Here is a 17024-nt window from a genome sequence, read left to right on the forward strand (position 1 = left end):
GGGCGACAGGTGATCAGGTGAAGCGGAAGGTGGGCCGGCCGCCGGGACCGGTCTCGGCGTCCAGCGTCTTGCCGCCGACGGCCTCGGCGACCTCCGGTTCGACGAAGACGCGCACGTCCGCCTTCTCGATCACCTCGTCGCCCGCGAACGGCGCGCTCGCCAGCGACAACTCCAGCGAGGCGGGCTCGCCCGGCTTGGCCGCGATGCGCAGGCCCGCCTCCTCGGGGAGATACTCCCCCACCATCAGATCGCGGATCGCCCGAACGGCATGGTCGGTCACTGTCAGCACGACGCGCCTCCTGTGTGCTTACGCGTCCTTGGGCTTGCGCCGCCGGTTCATCGCGAGCCATCCGGCGTCCCAGGCGGCGTACCTGTGGTGATCGAGACGGCGGCGCACAAGGGCGAGGCAGGCGAGCAGCATCGTCAGCGACAGCGCCGCCGTGGCCGTTCCGGACGCGACGGCGTCCGCGACCGTGTCGATCCGGCTGCGCGGGCCGTCGCCGGGCCTGCCCTCGTGGTCGAGCCAGATCCGCACGGGCGTGCCTGCCTTGGCCGCCGAGGGCACCGGCGCCTGCCCGGTCACCGTACGGCCGTCGGCGGTCGTCCAGGCGACGCCCGTGCGCAGCCGCGCGGCGGTGCCCTCCACGGCGACCCAGGTGGCCGCCGGCGCGTCACGCGTGACGGTCGCCGTCACCCACCGCCCGGAATGCTCCTCGGCCACGCCGCCGCGATAGACGGCGGCGCCCACGGCGTACGCCGCGCCCAGGCTCAGCACGGACAGGATCAGGAAGGCCAGGACGGCCAGGGACTCGACGCGGTCGGTGCCGCGCCGTAACGGATTGCCGTCGGGCAGGTAGCGTCGCACCCGCATCGTCACCGGGCCGGATCGCATCGCGTCACCCCTCCTCCTCGTGCGCCTTCTCGTGTGCCTTCTGGCGGCCTCACGCGCCTTCTGGCGGCATATGTCTGTGGGCGGCCTATGTCTTTTGGGCGGCGCAGTCTTCTGGCAGCACCCGCTCTTGGCGGCACAGTCTCTTGGTGGCACAGTCCTTGGGCGGCACAGTGCGTATCACTCGCCCGGCTCCCGGAACGGCGGCGCGTCCGGCGGAGGGCCGGAGGGCCCCTGGATCAGCGCGTTCAACGTGGTGTCGCCGATGATGGCGCGCTCGGCCTCGGCGGTGTCCTCCAGCGCGACGATCCGCTCGGGTCGCCGCGCCTCCCGCTCCGCCTCGTCCCGGTCCCGTACGGCCCCCTCGATGGCCTCCAGCATCTCCCCCCGGCTGTAGGAGCCCTCGGGGATCTCGTTCAGGAGGGCGAGGGTCTCGGCCGGCACGTGGATGTCCGCGGCGGCGGCGGAGTAGAGGTCGCGGCGCGTCACGCGGAGACGGTCGTGGAAGAGCTCGTCCACGACCTGGCGCAGCCGCTCCGTCACCGCAGGGTCAGGCATGCCTTCTCCTTCCGGTCTGTCCTTACCCCCCGCGGTGCGGATCCCACGCCCCGGCTTAAAGATCGGCCCGAAGATCGCCCCGAAGATCGGCCCGGTCAGGCGAGCCAGTCGAGCCACTCGCCGTGCGGCCCGGCCATCGCGAGCGGTTCGCCGTCGAGCGCGGGCAGGAACGCCAGCCGCCGCTCCGGCAGCCCGGCCGTCAGCTTCGGAAGAAGGGAGGGCAGCCGGGGCGAGCCCTCGTTGGAGATCCACCGCACCGGCAGACCGTGCACCCGAAGATCGCGTACGAGCGCCACGAAGCGGTCCCGCGCCTCGGCGTCCAGGTAGGGCATGAGCGCGCTGTGGAAGACGACGACCGTCGCCCCGGCGGGCGCGGCGGCGACGAGATCGGGCAGGGCCGCCGCGGCGTCCCCCCGCACCAGGCGGGGCGGGTCCTGCCGCGCCATCCGCACCGCCCCGCGCAGCCGGGCGAGCCGGTCCTGCTGCTCCGGCCACACCAGGCACTCCAGCCAGCGCACCGCCTCGTCGTCGCGTACGTCGACGGGGTCGAGGTCCAGCCCGGCCCGCCACACGACCTCGGGGAGACGCTCCGGCACCGGCACCTTCCCGTTCGTCCGGCAGGTGAGCAGCACCGGGCTTTCGGCCGGCCCGATCTCCGGCCCGTCGTCATAGCGGTAGCGGTAGCGGTCGGGGTAGAGGCACAGCCCCGCCGAGGCGCCCACCTCCACCAGGGCCAGCGGCTGCGGCAGCGCCGCCAGCACCGGCAGCAGGCTCGCGCACCGGCCCGTCTCGTTGGTCTGCGTCCGCCGGGCGAGCATCGTCTCCCGCACCTCGGGCCAGTGGCGCACGAGCCACTCCCGGAAGCGGCCGAACTCGTCGTACGGCCCGCCGAGGAAGCGGACTGCGGCCAGCAGCAGGTTCGGCTGCCGTTTCGGCTCCGGCAGGCCGTCGATCAGTTCGAGCAGCCCGGGGTCGGCCGCGATCCCGAGAGCGAGCGCCTCGTAGGCCGGGCTGCGCTCCCTGACCTCCTGCTCCGCGAAGTACCGATACCTCTGCGCCGTCTCCATGCCTGTCTCCCTATATCGACCTCGACATCCCATCAAACCAGGAGGAAAGAGCGCACGATAAGAGGGGCTCGGCAACCGACACCACATGCGCGCCCAAGGCAGTCGAAAGAAAAGGCGATGGCCGTTTACACGGTGAACGGAAAGGAAAGCCAAGGCGGCAGGGAACCATTCACGGCGGGTCACTAATACCGACATTCGCGATGAACGAGGCGATGTCGGGGAACCCGCGCATAGGAGAGCTCAATTGCCCAGAAGAATGAGCCTTGTCGCGCTTCTCACGGTCGGCGCACTGCTGACCGGCGGCACCGTCGCCCACGCCGCCGCGGACGGCACGGCCGCTCCCATACCGGCGCGCGGCCTGGCCGGTCGCGCCGCCGCCGACCCCTTCTCCCCGCACCCCGGCGCGAACAAGAACAAGAGCAAGAACAAGAACGATCAGCGGCAGCGGGGCGACCAGGGCCAGGGCCAGAACCAGAAGCTGCTCCGTGATTTCACCCAGGTCCTGTCGCCGGTTCAGCAGTCCACGACGCAATCGAGGGCACTGCCGGACAACCGGCAACTCGCCCATTCGCGCACGATCACCTCGAACACCCAAAAGACCGATTCGCACGTACGGAATTCATCGGCACAGAAGACCAGGCAGAGCGCCAACGGCCGGCAGAACGCCGGCGACCAGCAGAACGCGGCGCAGTCCCGGAAAAACCCCAGGAACGAGCCGGCGCCGAAACCCTGCGATCCCAACATTCGCGTCATGACGCAGAACATGTACCTGGGCAGCAACTTCGCGCCGCTGATCGCCGCGCAGACGCTCCCGCAGTTCCTCGCGGGGGTCACGACCGTCTACCAGAACATCATCGCGAGCGCGCCCGCCGAACGCGCGGCCGCGGTCGCCCGCGAGATCGCCCGCAACGAGCCCGACCTGGTGGGCCTCCAGGAGGTCGACATCGTGCGCACCGGTTCGCGGCCGGCGGAGAACGTGCAGTCGGACCAGTTGAACGCCCTTCTGGCCGAGCTCGACCGGCTGGGGCACCACTACGAGACGGTCGGCATCATGCCCGGCACGGACATCGAGGTGCCCAGCACGCTCGGGATCGACGTGCGCCTCACCTATCGTGACGTGGTCATCGTCAGGGCGGACGCGGCCAGGAAGATCACGCTGTCCAACCGGCAGGTGCAGACCTACGTGATCAACTCGACGCAGCGCTCACCGGCGGGCACCATCACCGACATCCGCGGCTGGATCTCCGTGGACGCCACCGTCTGCGGGCGGACGTTCCGCTTCGTCAACACCCATCTGGACTCGACACCACCGTTGACCGTTCAGCGGGCGCAGGCGCAGGAGCTCGTGGCGAGTGCGGCGAACACGCGCCTGCCCGTCGTGTTCGTCGGCGACTTCAACGCCAACGCCAGTGACCCGGACGATCCGACGTTCGCCACCTACCGGTTCCTTCTCGACCAGGGCTTCTCCGACGCGTGGAGGTTCAGGCACTCCGGAGACCCCGGATTCACCTGCTGCCAGGCGCCCGACCTGCGCAATTCCGTCTCCTCGCTGTCGCGCCGCATCGACCTCGTCCTGTTCCGCGGGGCGTTCGGGGTCAAGAACATCAACGTGATCGGGAACAGGCAGACCGACCGTACGCCGCTGGGCCTGTGGCCGTCCGACCATGCGGGAGTCGTGGCGACGCTGCGGCTGCCCGGCCGCACGTAGGCCGCTCGTCCGCCCACAGACCGGCCCGTTCACGCGCGGACCGGCGGGAGGCCGGGCAGACCGACGCGAACCGGCGCAGACCGGGTAGACCGGCGCGGACCGGCAGGAGGACATGCAGACTGGCGCAGACCGGCGGGAGGCCGGGGCGTTTCAGGCCCCGGCCTCCCAGGCCCACAGGCGCTCGCCGTCCTCGACGTGATCGGTGGGCGCCAGGCCGACCCGGCCGGCCACCGCCATGGACGCGTGGTGATCGGGATGGATGTGGGCCTCGATGCGGGCGACGCCGCGCGCCCGCAGCCACCCGGCCAGGGCAGCCGCCGCCTCCGAGGCGTAGCCCTGGCCCTGCCACGTGGTTCCCACGACCCACGCGACCTCGGCCCGCCGCCCCTCGTCCGCCACGGTCGCCTGGACGTAGCCGACCGCCCGCCGGTCGGTGTCGCGGCGGATGATCCAGTTGAGCCACTCCTGCCGCCCGTCCGGTGAGCGGCGGGCTTCGAGCCTGGCGTACCTGGCGCGGAGCTCCTGCGGGGTGGGCGGGGCTCCGCCGATGAAGGCGTACAGCTCCTCTCCCGACAGCACCTCCGCCATCTCGTCCGCGTCCTGCACGGTCAGCGGCCACAACGTGAGCCGCTCCGCCGCGATGATCCCCATGTGCCGAGTCTCCTCCGCCCCGGCCCGGTACGCCCAGTGGTTTTCCCGCACCCCCGGAAAAGAAGATCAGCGTACGAGGCTCAGATGCCGACGGGTTCTCTCTTCCCGGACTGGGCGATCCCGTTCACGACGAGCCACACGTTCGTGGAGGGATTGCGCCCTTTCCGGTTAGGTGCCGAGTGATCGGGATCGGCCGATTTCGCACGGCGTTCGGCTCGAAGATAGTCGTGGTAGGGAAATGTCGCAGAGAGATGCTTGTCGTAGTTCGGCAGTTTCGTCGCGAGCTTCCGCTGGATCTCTTTGGCGGTCAGAGCGGCCGGACAATCCTGATAGTGCCACAGCAGCCAGATCTCGAAGCAGGGGCGGGAGATGACCAGATTGATCCCATCATCTCGCGCCACGCGGATCGCCTCATCCAGAGAGGCGTGATCGTCGACGTCCACCACCGCCCATGTCTCGTCATAGGCGAGGAAGGCGTCCCGGTGCCGCCGCGCGGCGGAACGGGCCTTGTCCCGACGCCGGATCGCCTCCCTCACGACGCTCAGCGGATCCTTGCCGCAGCCGTCGACGTCGCAGTGGCCGACCTCTACGGGGACTGCTCGAAAGTGGTCTTTCACCCCGTTGAAGTATTGGACCTCGGTGACGACGCCCTCGCATATGACGAGGATGCGCTTCTTCGGATCTCTTTTCGCTGAAGGCCGTTCCAAGCGTGGGGGGCTACGCCGAGGGCTCATCCAGTCGGGGTTCCATTCCTCGGAAGATCTCGCGAACTTTGTCGAAGTTCAGGTACGGCACAGCACCATATCGACCCTGGAGGTAACCACGCTCGATGTTCTCGTCGGTTCGTGGCCGGAAATCGGCGAGCGGGAAAAGGGATGTGGCACCGTTCGCGTCCTTCTCCGTGAACCAGACCTCGTCCCGGCCCAGGGTGTCGTCGGCGAGCATGGTGCCGAGCAGTGTCGTGTCGTGGGACGCGAACAGCAACTGCGCCCCGGTCCGGTTGATCTCGGGGTCCTGGAACATCCGGATCAAGGTCGAGGAGAGCACGGGGTGAAGGCTGGAGTCGATTTCGTCGACCACCAGCAGGTGTCCGGCCAGAAGCGTCACCAGGGTGTAGCCCAGCATCGACAGCCAGACTCGGGTGCCCGCACTCTCCTCTCTGATGTCCAGGGTGACGTCCGTCCCGGCCCGGCGTAGGCGGATCTCTTTTCCGAACTGCTCCTCGTCGGTGGCGAAGTCGCCGCCACTCTCCCGTACGGCCTCTCGCAGACGCCGGAAACTCGTGAGCACCTCGGGCGGTATCTCGCGACGCACCACCTCGGCCGACTCCAGGCCGAGATCGGCCAGCCGCAGGAGTTCGTTGACGTCCCTGGCCGCTCGGGGATGCTCGAGAAGCGACATGGTCGCCGAGAGCCGAGCCTGTTCGTCGAAGTGATCCTGCTCGGCGAAGTGGACCTTCTCCGCCAACGTCTCGTATAGGGCACCCAGCAACGGGTGGTTGTTGGAAGCCGCCGAGGAGAGGTAAAGGGCGTTCCCTCTGGTGAGCTTCGCGATCCGGGCGGTCTCTCCGCCGAGCGAACGACCGAACCTGTAGTCCTCGGGCCCGTTCCGCTCGAACAGCGTCCTGGGCCGCCCGGCCGGAAAGGAGTACAACCACTCGCCGCGGACGTTCTCGTCGTCGATCTCGAAGCCATAGGAATACCGCACTCCCTCGTCGAGGAAGTCGACCTCATAGAAGGAGGGGGTTTTGCGGCCTGTCTCGTCGAGCAGGAACGGACGTCGCGGCACCCCTCCGCTCGGCGCCCACGTGGTATGCGAACTCTTCACCGCCCGGCTCATCCACCGCAGGGCGTCCAGCACGTTGGACTTGCCCGATGCGTTCGCACCGTAGATCCCCGCCGCTGACACGGTCCGAGGGATCACAGCACCCTTTCGCTTCTGTTCCCCCCGCCGTGGCGCGGCCACGAACGACAACGTCTGTTCATCGCGCAACGACCGATGGTTGGCCACCCGGAAGCGCAGAAGCATAGTGATCACCTCTTCACTTGAGCGCAAGAACCATACAGTTTCAGAGCGATCTACGGAGAGATTCCCCCGAAACCGCGTTTCAATTGCGATCAAAGGTGCGTTTGCCTGCGAACGGCCTGAGGTCTGTCGGTCAAGATCGATACAGTGCGCCGGTGATCAGATCGCGGCGTGTCGTGTGGCCGGCGCTCGTGAGCGTGCTTGTGCTGGGAGGGCTCGCCGGCGAGCCGGATCTCACGGTGCATTCGGTGCTGTGCATCTCCACATCGATGGGCGCCGTCGCGTCGATGTCCTGCGGCGATCCCGAGTTCGAAGCCGAGATGAAGGCCAACGCCCTCACTCCCGAGGAGGCGAAGAGCATCGGGTGCCCGCCGGTGCAGTGGGACGACGAGGCGAAGCTCACCCCCGACATCCCGCAGGACCCCGGCTTCCCAAGCGACGAGCCCACCTACACCCCGCGTACGCCCGATCCGGCGATCGCGGCGCGGGTGAACCAGGCGTGGGACCGCATCGAACGCTGGCTGGGCGCGCACGCCTCGGCCACGCTGCGGAAGCTCAAGTTCGGCGCCGACCCGCAGAACCTCGCCGGGTGGGAGGCGAACGACGGCCGCCGCCTGCCCGACGCCGACGGAGGAGCCGACCCCGGAGAAGCCGACGACCGAGGAGCTGCCGGTTCGTTGGGGTTCGGCCCCGCCCCCTTCTATGAGCTGATGCCCGCCAAGCAGATCCACAGCGAGTGGAAGATGCTCTGCTACATCGGCCCCGACGGGTATTGGCGGGACGGCCACCTGATCCCCCTTCGCCTACGCCATCGACGGCGGCAACCTCTTCATCGACACGCGTACGGGGAAGACGGGCGAGTTCTTCAACGAGGACGGCCTCACCCTGGAGGGCGACGTCGTGTGGCCGTCCTATCTGGCGCTGCTGAAGGCGACCACGAGGTCGCTGGAGACCGGCAGGCCGATCCGCGGCTGGCGGCCGAAGGTCGTCAAGGGTGCGCTGGAGTGGGAGAGCACCCGGTCACGTGCCCGGTGACGGTGAACGTGCCCGGGGCGGCGTACCGCTCGGGATCGGTCGCGTCCCAGGTCACCGCCACCCGGCTGTCCTTCGAGCCGTCGTTGCAGGTGGCGGCGACGGTGCCGGGTCGCCTTGGCAGCACAAATCAGAGCGGCGCGGAGCGTGCGAAAAGGTTTTCGTGATCTCGGTTTTCGGGCGCGGCCCCGATTACGGCAGCCTGCGCGCGATCCCGTCGAGGACGAAGTCGAGCCCGATCACGAAGCGTTCCTCCGGCGTGGGACCGGCCGGATGGGTGAGCCATTCCGTGAGGTGGGGCAGGCTTCCGTCGGCGGCGGCCAGGTCGCGCAGCGCCGCGATGGCGGCATAGAGCCGGGCGTCGTCGTCCAGGCCCTGATGCCGCTCCTGACGGGCCTCCTCGCTGTCCTGCAGCGCGCTGCCCAGGACGTGCCGATCGAGCAGCGCCGCGTAGGTCATCGCGTCGCCGACGCTTGCGCCCTGCCGTACGAGGACGGTGAGCATGAACTCCAGCCGGCGCATCATGTGCGGGCCTGCCGGAGGGCGCGCGTGGACCAGCATGGCGAACCAGGGATGCCGCGACGTCATCCGCCGGGTTTCCAGGGCGAGTGTGCGCAGGTCGTCACGCCAGTCGCCGCCGGGCTCGGCGGGCAGCGGGATCTCGGCCGTGGCCGCGTCGAGCATGAGGTCGAACAGGCCCTCCTTGCTGTGCACGTGCCGATAGAGGGCCATCGGCGAGTAAGGCCCGAGCCGTGCGGCGACCGCCTTCATCGTCAGGCCGTCGAGCCCGGCCTCGTCGGCCACGCCGATCGCCGCCGCCACGACCTTCTCCCGGTCCAGCCCGCGCCTGCGCGGTTGTGGCCGGGTCCAGATCAGCGGGAACTCGTCCGTCTCTCCCATGCCGTAAGTTTACAACATACACTCTATGTGTACGTCATAAACTTACGGAGGCACCGATGGCACAGGAGACGACCGACGCGTACGAACCCCAGGGGATCCGGCTGGGCGTGGTGAGGGGCGTCAGCTACGGCCTGTTCGGCCCGCCCGGCACGTTCATCCCCCAGGCCCGGTCGCTGGGGGCCGGGATCCTCCGGGCGTACGTCTACTGGAGCCAGGTCGAGCCCGAGCCGGGCCACTACCGCTGGGACGTGGTCGACGCGCTGCTCGGCCAGCTCGACGGCGACGAGGAGGTCTGGATCACGCTGTGCTCCAGCTCCCCCTGGGCGACCCGGACGCCGACCGACTTCCTGCCGCCCTCCCCCGCGCTCGACCTGGACGCGTACGTCGAGTTCGTCCGCCGGGTGGTGCGGCGCTGCGCCGGGCGGGTGCACTACTGGCAGTGCGACAACGAGCCGAGCAACACCGACCTGCTGTGGGCGGGCACCGCCGACGAGTACGTCGCGCAGCTCAAGGTCATGTACGCCGCGGTCAAGGAGGCCGACCCCGCGGCCGCCGTGGTGCTCGGCGGGTGCGGCTACGACGTGCTCGGCGGGGAGCCGGGAAGCGAGCCGTGGCGCTTCTTCGAGCAGGTGCTGCGCGGCGGCCGGGACGCCTTCGACCTGTTCGACGTGCACCTTTACGGTGATGCCGCCGCGGTCCCCGCCCACATCGAGGCCGTACGGGAGCTGATGCGGGCGCACGGCTGTCTCCGGCCGGTGGTGGCGGGCGAGTACGCCGCGCCCGTGCCGTTCGAGTTCCCCGAAGCGCAGGCCGTGATGTACGAGGTGTTCGCCAAGGCGTTCGCCGACGCGGGCGGGCAGGTGCAGAGCACGAGCCAGCCAGCCGTGCAGAGCACGAGCCAGCCAGCCGTGCAGAGCACGAGAGAGCTGGCCGCGAGGGCGCGGCAGGACACCCCGGAGCGGCGGGCCATGGCCGCGTTGTACGCCCGGATGCCGCAGCTCCCGCCCCGGCTGCAGATGTTCATGGAGGGGTGCCCGCCCGAGCTGGAGGCCCGGCGACACCGGATCAACTGCCGCCAACTGGTCGCGTGCACCCTGCAGGCGCTCGCCGCCGGGGTCCGCCGCACCCTCCACTGGAACCTCGCGCCCGAGGTGCCCGGCCCGGCCGATCCGCTGCAGATCATGCATCTGATGTTCGGCAAGCTCGCCATGCTCGGCTACCGGGACGGCGAGCTCGCCGTACGGCACCCGGCGGCGGACACCTTCGCCCTGCTCACGGCGCAGCTCGCGGACGCCCGGCGGGTGACCCGCGTCCCGTTCGCCGACGCGCCCGGCCTGTACGCGTTCGAGGTCGAGCGTGCCGGACAGGAGCCGCTGCTCGTGCTGTGGGACGGGCGGGGCGCGGTCGACGAGGAGGATCTGCCGCCCGTCGCCGTCTCCTGGCCCTGGCCGGCGTCCGCCGCGACCGCCGTGGACGCGTTCGGCGAGCCGCACCCCGTCGAGGTCCGCGACCGGCGGCTGTGCCTGGCCGTCTCCGGCACGCCGGTGTTCGTCAGCCCGATGAACCGGCCGCGATCTCACAACGCCCCCTGACCCCCGTGAACCACTTCTGTCACACAGCAGGATCAAGGTGATGTCGATCGCATAAAGGGATCTTGTCGGCAAACCGGCACGCATGGAGATTTGCGGGGGATTTCCACACCCCCTCTGGAGGCTCTCCGTGCTGTTACGAGCAGCCATCGCCGCGGTCGCCGTGGCCGCGATCGGCGCGGTCCCGGCCCACGCGGCCACCGGTCCGGCCATCACCGTCGACAAGGGACGCACCCAACCGGTCTTCTCCTACGCCGACGCCATCCGCGAGCACGTCTACGTCGAGTCGAGCGTCGACAGCGACTCCGACGGCCGCCTCGACCGGGTCAGGGTCGACATCATCCGGCCCAGGGAGTCGGGCCCCGGGCTCAAGGTGCCGACGATCATCGACGAGAGCCCCTACTACGACAACTCCGGGCGCGGCAACGAGTCCGAGCGCAAGGTGTACGACGCGGCGGGCGAGCCCGTGAAGTTCCCGCTGTTCTACGACAACTACTTCGTGCCGCGCGGATACGCCGTGCTCAACGTCGACATGGTCGGCACCACGAAGTCCGACGGCTGCCCGGACGTCGGCGGCAGGGCCGACGTGCTGGGCGGCAGGGCGGTCATCGACTGGCTGAACGGCCGCGCCCCCGCCTTCCACGACGACGGCTCCCCCGCCGTGGCCGACTGGAGCACCGGCAAGGCCGGCATGATCGGCAAGTCGTACGACGGCACGCTGGCCAACGCGGTCGCGGCGACCGGGGTCGAGGGCCTGGAGACGATCGTCCCGATCTCCGCCATCAGCTCCTGGTACAAGTACCAGCGCTCCAACGGCGTCATCTACAACTTCAACTACATGTCGTACCTGTCCCGGGCCGTCGACACCGACCCGGCCGCCAAGTGCGCGGCCAAGCGGGCCCAGCTCGACGTCGACGCCGACGACACCACGGGCAACTACAACGGCTTCTGGGCCGAGCGCGACTACGTCGCCGGGTCGCTCGGCGACGCCTCGAAGGTGCACGCCAGCGTCTTCGTCGTGCATACGGTCAACGACCTGAACGTCAAGCCCGACAACTTCTCGGTGTGGTGGCAGGCGCTCGCCGAGCGGAACGTGCCGCGCAAGATCTGGGTCGGCCAGTATCAGCACGTGGACCCCTTCGACTTCGAAGGGCGCCGCGACCTGTGGGTCGACACGCTGCACCGGTGGTTCGACTACTGGCTGCTCGGCGTGAACAACGGGATCATGCGGGAGCCGCGCGCCGACGTGCAGGTCGGCCCGGCCGATTGGGTCACCCAGAGCGACTGGCCGACGCCTGCCGCCTCGACCCACTTCTTCCGTCCGTCCGCCGACGGTTCGCTGAACCTCAAGCCCGGCAAGAACGGCGAGACCGCGAGCTTCACCGACGTCCGCCAGTCGGAGGACGCGATGGTCGCCGATGTCGGCACGGCCAAGGCCGGACGGATCGCCTTCACCACCGGCGAGCTGCCGCGCGACCTGCGTATGTCGGGCACGCCCGAGGTGGACCTGCGGGTCTCGCTCGACACGCCGGCCTCGAACCTGACCGCGCTTCTCGTCGACTTCGGCGAGGACACCCGGGTCGACTGGCGCCGTGGACAGGGCATCACCACCCTCGCCGAAGAGGACTGCCACGGCGACAGCACCGCCGACGACGACGCCTGCTACAAGAAGGTCGCCACCAACCTGGCCACACGGCCGCTGGAGGTCGTGGCCCGCGGCTGGATCGACGCGCAGAACCGCGACTCGCTCTCCGAGTCCTCGCCGCTGACCCCCGGCACGTACGCGCAGGTCAAGTGGAAGACGCTGCCGCAGGAGTACGTCTTCAAGAAGGGCCACAGGATCGGGCTGGTGATCGCCGGCACCGACTCGAACTACAGCGGCGAGCGGGCCACCGGCACCACCGTCACCGTCGACCTGCACAAGAGCCGGGTGGAGATTCCGCTCGTGCTCGGCGTGGGCCACGCGCTGAACGGCGGCGACATTCCCAAGGACAAGGGCACCTGGCACGGTCCCCAGCAGATCGACCTGCCGGTGCCGGACAACAAGCTCTACTGATCCCCTGACCGTCTGGTGACGCGGCGCCGGGACCCCCGTCCCGGCGCCGCCGTACGAGCGGGTTCAGCGTAGATCCAGCGTCATGCCGACGGGAAGCCAGGACGCGGGGTCAGAGATAGGTGACGCCGGTCAGGGACTCGGCGGTGGTCCAGAGGCGGCGGCCGACGCTCGGGTCGGCCGCCTCCGCGCTGGGGCGGACCTCCACGACCCGGCCGCGCGTCTCCCAGGGGCCGGACGGTCCGAAGAACTGACCGCCGCGTACGCCGGGGGCGGTGGCGGCGAAGAGCTGGGGCAGCGCCCCCCGCTCGGCGGGCTGCGTCACCAGCAGCCCGGCTCGGGCAATGATCCGGCCGAGCCGGCCGCGATGCTCCCAGGCCCGGGGAGTGAGATTGCTTCTGGACAGCCCGGGGTGGGCGAGGACGCTGACGACCGGTGAGCCCGCGGCGCGCAGGCGGCGGTCGAGTTCGAGGCCGAAGACGGTGGTGGCGAGCTTGGAGCGGCCGTACGCGCGGCTCGCGCCGAAGTCGCGCCGCGACATCAGGTCGTCGAAGTCGAGGTGGGCGTTCTTGTGGGTGATCGAGCTGAGGCCGACCACCCGTGCCGCGTCCGCCCGGCCGAGGTTGCCGAGCAGCAGGCCGGTGAGGGCGAAGTGGCCCAGCATGTTGGTGCCGAGCTGGAGCTCGAACCCGTCGGCCGTCGTGCGGGCGGGGCCGAGGAGGACCACGCCCGCGTTGTTGACCAGCAGGTCGATCGCCGGGAAGTCCGCGGCGAGGTCCTTCGCGAACGCGTGCACCGACGCGAGCGAGGCCAGGTCGAGCTCCCGCACCTCGATCTCGGCCCCGGGCGCGGAGCGCCGGATCGTCTCGGCCTCCCGCTCGCCCGCGGCGGTGTTGCGTACGGCCATCACGACGTGGGCGCCGTGCCGGGCGAGCTCGGTCGCGGTGACCAGGCCGAGCCCCGAGTTCGCGCCGGTGACGACGGCGACCCGGCCCTGCTGGCCGGGGATGTGACTGGCGTTCCATTCGCTCATGGCGGCGACGCTAGGACGGGATCGCCGGGGTTCGGTCGTACGCGGGTGCCTGGGAACCACAGACCTACCTTGGGCGCGGACCACGGCGGCAGACTGTCGGCATGGCCGTCAACCACCCGTACGCCCGTGAGCTCGGCGACTTCCTGCGTACCCGCCGCGGTCGGCTGCGCCCGCAGGACGTCGGCCTGGAGCCGGGGCCCCGGCGCAAGGTGACCGGGCTGCGGCGCGAGGAGGTCGCGCTGCTGGCCGGGCTGAGCACCGATTACTACCAGCGTATGGAGCAGGGCCGTGAAGTGCGGCCCTCCGACGACGTGCTCGACGCCATCGCCTCCGCGCTCGACCTCGACGACGAGGAACGGCGGCACCTGTTCACCCTCGCCCGGGCGGCGCGGCGGCCGGCGGCCGTCCGCACCCGCCGGGCGCCGGAACGCGTGCCGGACAGCACCCGGCGCCTGCTGCACGTCATTGCCACCCCGGCGGTCGTGCTCGGCCGGCACCTCGACGTGCTCGCGTGGAACACCCTCGCCGAGGCACTGCTCGGCGATCCGGACACCCTGCCGCCGGGGCGGCGGAACCTGCTCATGGCGTTGTTCGAGGACCCCGGGGCCCGTGGGCGCTGCCCCGACTGGGAGGCCACCGCCCTGCAGTACATCGGCATGCTGCGGGCCGCCGTCGCGACCGACCCGGACCATCCGCGCGCCCGGGAGGTCATCGGCGAGCTGAGCATCCGCAGCGCGGACTTCCGCCGGCTCTGGGCCCGCCACGAGGTGCGTGAGACCGTCCACGGGACGAAGCTGTTCCGGCACCCGCAGGTCGGCGACATCACCCTCGACTGGGACGTCTATCCCCTGCCCGGCGATCCCGGGCCGGTCCTGCTCGTCCACACCGCCGAGCCCGGCAGCGCGGACGCCGAACGCCTCCAGTTGCTCGCGTCCCTGTACGCCACCTCGGCGGCGGGGAAGGCCCGGGCCGAGGGAACCCCGCGGCCGTCAGCCGCTCGATAGCAGGGTGGCGGCGATCAGCAGCAGGAAGAGCCCCAGGAGGATCGCCAGGCCGCCGCCCGCGACAGCAGAAACCCCAGGCCGACGATGCCGACCTGGGGTTTCTCGCTGGTGCGCCGCCAGGGACTCGAACCCCGGACCCGCTGATTAAGAGTCAGCTGCTCTAACCAACTGAGCTAGCGGCGCGAAAGCTCTTAGAGGTTACCGCAGCAGCCAGATCACACAAAATCCGGTTAGAGTAGAACAACATTCGGTTCAGCGGTTGGGAGCGCACATGTGGTTCGCCTCGCCTGACGAGGTCCGGGGGCGGCTGGCGGCCGTCGACTACCTTGCCGACGACGGCATCGCGACATCGGTGTTCCTGGCCGGGGCGCTGGGCAAGCCGCTGCTGGCCGAGGGCCCGGCGGGGGTGGGCAAGACCCAGCTCGCCAAGGCCGTGGCGCGGGCCACCGGCGCGCGGCTCATCCGCCTGCAGTGCTACGAGGGCCTGGACGAGGCGCGTGCCCTGTACGAGTGGAACTACAAGAAGCAACTGCTGCGCATCCAGGCCGACGACGGCGCCTGGGACGACATCTTCTCCGAGGAGTTCCTGCTCGAACGCCCCCTCCTGCGGGCGATCAGGAGCGAGGAGCCCACCGTGCTGCTCATCGACGAGACCGACAAGGCCGACGTCGAGGTCGAGGGGCTGCTGCTGGAGATCCTGTCCGACTACCAGATCACGATCCCCGAGCTGGGCACGATCACCGCCGCGCGCCGGCCGTACGTCGTGCTGACCTCGAACGCGACCCGCGAGCTGTCGGAGGCGCTCAAGCGGCGCTGCCTCTATCTCCACCTCGGCTACCCCACGCCGGAACGAGAGCGCGACATCCTGCTCGCGCAGATCCCCGGGCTGCCCGCGAGCATCGCCGACCAGCTCGCCCGTACGGTGGCCACGCTGCGGGGGCTGGAGCTGAAGAAGTCGCCGTCGATCGCGGAGACCGTCGACTGGGCGCACACCCTGCTCGCGCTGGGCCGCACGGAGCTGGACGAGGCGCTGATCGGCGCGACGCTGGGCGTGGTGCTCAAGCACAACTCCGACCAGGTGCGGGCCGCCAAGGAGCTCGGCCTGCCGTCCCGGTCATGACGGCTCCGGCGTCCCTCGTGGACCGGCACGTGGGGTTCGTCCACGCCCTGCGGGAGGCCGGGCTGCCGGTCTCCCCGGCCGAGGGCCTGGACGCGGCCCACGCGCTCATGGTCATCGACCTGGCCGAGCGGGAGACGCTGCGCGAGGCGTACGCCGCGACGCTGGTGAAGCGGCCCGCCCACCGGCCGGGGTTCGACCTGCTCTTCGACCTGTGGTTCCCGCCGGTGACCGGTCCGGCCGCGAGCACGGACGTCCCCGACGACGCCGCGCTGCCGGAGCTGCGTGAGCGGCTGGCGGAGCTGCTGATGGGCGACCCGGCCGACCCCACGTTCCGGGAGTTCGCGCGGGCGATGGTCGGACGGTTCGGGCAGGTCCAGGCGGCCCCCGGCAGGCAGTCGTGGTTCTCCTTCCCGGTGCTGCGCGCGCTGTCGCCGGAGACGCTGGTGGCCCGGATGCTGGCGGCCATGCTCGACGAGCGCGGCGGCCTGCCGGAGAAGGTCGCCAGACGACACATCTCTCGGACCATCGAAGCCTTCACCGAGGCGGTGGCCTCCGACGTACGCCGCAGGATCGCCGAGGAGTCGGGCGTCGAGAAGATCGCCAGGTCGACGGTCCGGCCGCCGATCGACCGGGTCGACTTCCTGCGCGCGACCAAGGAGGAGCTGGCCCGGCTGCGCCGGGAGGTCTATCCCCTCGCCCGCCGCCTGGCCACGCGGCTGTCGATCCGGCAGAAGCGGGGGCGGCGCGGGCGGCTCGACTTCCGGCGTACGGTGCGGGCCTCGCTGTCCACGGGCGGGGTGCCGCTCACCACGCACCTGCGCCCGCCCCGCCCGCACCGGCCCGAGCTGGTGGTGCTGTGCGACGCCAGCGACTCGGTCTCCACGTTCTCGCACTTCACTCTGCTGCTGACGTTCGCACTCCGGGAGCAGTTCACCAAGGTGCGGGCGTTCGCGTTCGTGGACACCGTGGACGAGATCACGGACCTGTTCGCCCCGGGCGCGGACGTGCTGGACGCCATCGGCCGCCTCACCGACGAGGCCGACATCGTCAGGTTCGGCCGCACCGACTATGGCCACGTCTTCGAGCGCTTCGCCGAACGCTTCCCCGACGCCGTCGGCCCCCGGACGTCGCTGCTGATCCTCGGCGACGCCAGGTCGAACTATCAGGTGCCGGCGCTGGGCACGCTGAAGCGGCTGGCCGGGCAGGCCAGGCACGCCTACTGGCTCAACCCGGAGCCCCGGGCCCAGTGGGACACCGGGGACTCCCTCGCCACGGCGTACGGCTCGGTCGTGCCCATGCACGAGTGCCGCAACGTCGCCCAGCTCGCCGCCTTCGTCGAGACACTGGCCTGAGAGACGCCTGCCTGACGGACACCGGCCTGACGGACACGGCCTG

Annotated in this window: 16 protein-coding genes and 1 tRNA gene; 6 read left to right on the plus strand and 11 right to left on the minus strand. The window is 70.3% G+C overall.

The genetic code is table 11. From position 1 onward, the window contains the following. Positions 1-13 precede the first annotated feature (13 nt). The 4 genes from OHB01_RS01790 to OHB01_RS01805 all read right to left on the minus strand — a co-directional run bounded on the left by OHB01_RS01790 (position 14) and on the right by OHB01_RS01805 (position 2514). Positions 14-289 (minus strand): HesB/IscA family protein, encoded by a 276-nt coding sequence (locus OHB01_RS01790; RefSeq protein WP_142645896.1) that lies wholly within the window; start codon positions 287-289, stop codon positions 14-16. A gap of 18 nt (positions 290-307) precedes the next feature. After that, positions 308-892: a hypothetical protein gene (locus OHB01_RS01795; protein ID WP_142645897.1), complete on the minus strand. Its 585-nt coding sequence runs from the start codon at positions 890-892 to the stop codon at positions 308-310. A 177-nt stretch (positions 893-1069) separates the two neighbouring features. Further along, positions 1070-1447, minus strand: a complete 378-nt coding sequence (locus OHB01_RS01800) for a hypothetical protein (RefSeq protein WP_328854856.1) — start codon at positions 1445-1447, stop codon at positions 1070-1072. 95 nt (positions 1448-1542) lie between these two features. Next, complete coding sequence (locus tag OHB01_RS01805; protein ID WP_328854857.1) at positions 1543-2514, minus strand: DUF2332 domain-containing protein; 972 nt, start codon at positions 2512-2514, stop codon at positions 1543-1545. Positions 2515-2770: 256 nt separating this feature from the next. Here OHB01_RS01805 and OHB01_RS01810 point away from each other — a divergent pair, with 256 nt between their 5' ends. After that, positions 2771-4222: an endonuclease/exonuclease/phosphatase family protein gene (locus OHB01_RS01810; protein WP_328854858.1), complete on the plus strand. Its 1452-nt coding sequence runs from the start codon at positions 2771-2773 to the stop codon at positions 4220-4222. Between the two features lie 150 nt (positions 4223-4372). Here the strand turns inward: OHB01_RS01810 and OHB01_RS01815 are convergent, their stop codons facing one another. The 5 genes from OHB01_RS01815 to OHB01_RS01835 form a co-directional block, all read right to left on the minus strand. Further along, complete coding sequence (locus OHB01_RS01815) at positions 4373-4873, minus strand: GNAT family N-acetyltransferase (RefSeq protein ID WP_142645901.1); 501 nt, start codon at positions 4871-4873, stop codon at positions 4373-4375. 80 nt (positions 4874-4953) lie between these two features. Further along, entirely contained in the window at positions 4954-5580 is a 627-nt protein-coding gene (locus tag OHB01_RS01820; RefSeq protein ID WP_261985786.1) for an RloB family protein, read from the minus strand. A 10-nt stretch (positions 5581-5590) separates the two neighbouring features. Further along, positions 5591-6901 (minus strand): AAA family ATPase, encoded by a 1311-nt coding sequence (locus OHB01_RS01825; RefSeq protein ID WP_142645903.1) that lies wholly within the window; start codon positions 6899-6901, stop codon positions 5591-5593. 985 nt (positions 6902-7886) lie between these two features. Further along, positions 7887-8057 carry an Ig-like domain-containing protein gene (locus OHB01_RS39820; RefSeq protein WP_142645905.1) on the minus strand — a complete coding sequence of 57 codons (171 nt, stop codon included), beginning with the start codon at positions 8055-8057 and terminating at the stop codon, positions 7887-7889. 65 nt (positions 8058-8122) lie between these two features. After that, complete coding sequence (locus OHB01_RS01835) at positions 8123-8830, minus strand: TetR/AcrR family transcriptional regulator (RefSeq protein WP_328709342.1); 708 nt, start codon at positions 8828-8830, stop codon at positions 8123-8125. 56 nt (positions 8831-8886) lie between these two features. Here OHB01_RS01835 and OHB01_RS01840 point away from each other — a divergent pair, with 56 nt between their 5' ends. Together OHB01_RS01840 and OHB01_RS01845 are read left to right on the plus strand one after the other, a co-directional pair. Continuing rightward, positions 8887-10422 carry a hypothetical protein gene (locus OHB01_RS01840; protein WP_328854860.1) on the plus strand — a complete coding sequence of 512 codons (1536 nt, stop codon included), beginning with the start codon at positions 8887-8889 and terminating at the stop codon, positions 10420-10422. Positions 10423-10549: 127 nt separating this feature from the next. Continuing rightward, positions 10550-12475 (plus strand): Xaa-Pro dipeptidyl-peptidase, encoded by a 1926-nt coding sequence (locus tag OHB01_RS01845; RefSeq protein WP_328854861.1) that lies wholly within the window; start codon positions 10550-10552, stop codon positions 12473-12475. A 109-nt stretch (positions 12476-12584) separates the two neighbouring features. Here OHB01_RS01845 and OHB01_RS01850 read toward each other — a convergent pair whose 3' ends face one another. Further along, entirely contained in the window at positions 12585-13505 is a 921-nt protein-coding gene (locus OHB01_RS01850; RefSeq protein ID WP_142645909.1) for an oxidoreductase, read from the minus strand. Between the two features lie 101 nt (positions 13506-13606). Between OHB01_RS01850 and OHB01_RS01855 the strand changes: the two genes are divergently transcribed. After that, a complete protein-coding gene (locus tag OHB01_RS01855; protein WP_142645910.1) occupies positions 13607-14509 on the plus strand; it encodes a helix-turn-helix transcriptional regulator in 903 nt (300 codons plus the stop codon). 106 nt (positions 14510-14615) lie between these two features. Here the strand turns inward: OHB01_RS01855 and OHB01_RS01860 are convergent. Continuing rightward, positions 14616-14692: transfer RNA gene (locus OHB01_RS01860), tRNA-Lys, on the minus strand. A gap of 88 nt (positions 14693-14780) precedes the next feature. Between OHB01_RS01860 and OHB01_RS01865 the strand changes: the two genes are divergently transcribed. Then, positions 14781-15629, plus strand: coding sequence for an AAA family ATPase (locus OHB01_RS01865; RefSeq protein WP_147943434.1), 849 nt, complete (start codon positions 14781-14783; stop codon positions 15627-15629). Then, a complete protein-coding gene (locus tag OHB01_RS01870; RefSeq protein WP_328854862.1) occupies positions 15626-16981 on the plus strand; it encodes a vWA domain-containing protein in 1356 nt (451 codons plus the stop codon). The genes OHB01_RS01865 and OHB01_RS01870 overlap by 4 nt, the downstream gene beginning before the upstream one ends. Positions 16982-17024 lie beyond the last annotated feature (43 nt).

The organism is Microbispora hainanensis (assembly GCF_036186745.1).
In the GTDB taxonomy this organism is placed as follows: Bacteria; Actinomycetota; Actinomycetes; order Streptosporangiales; family Streptosporangiaceae; genus Microbispora.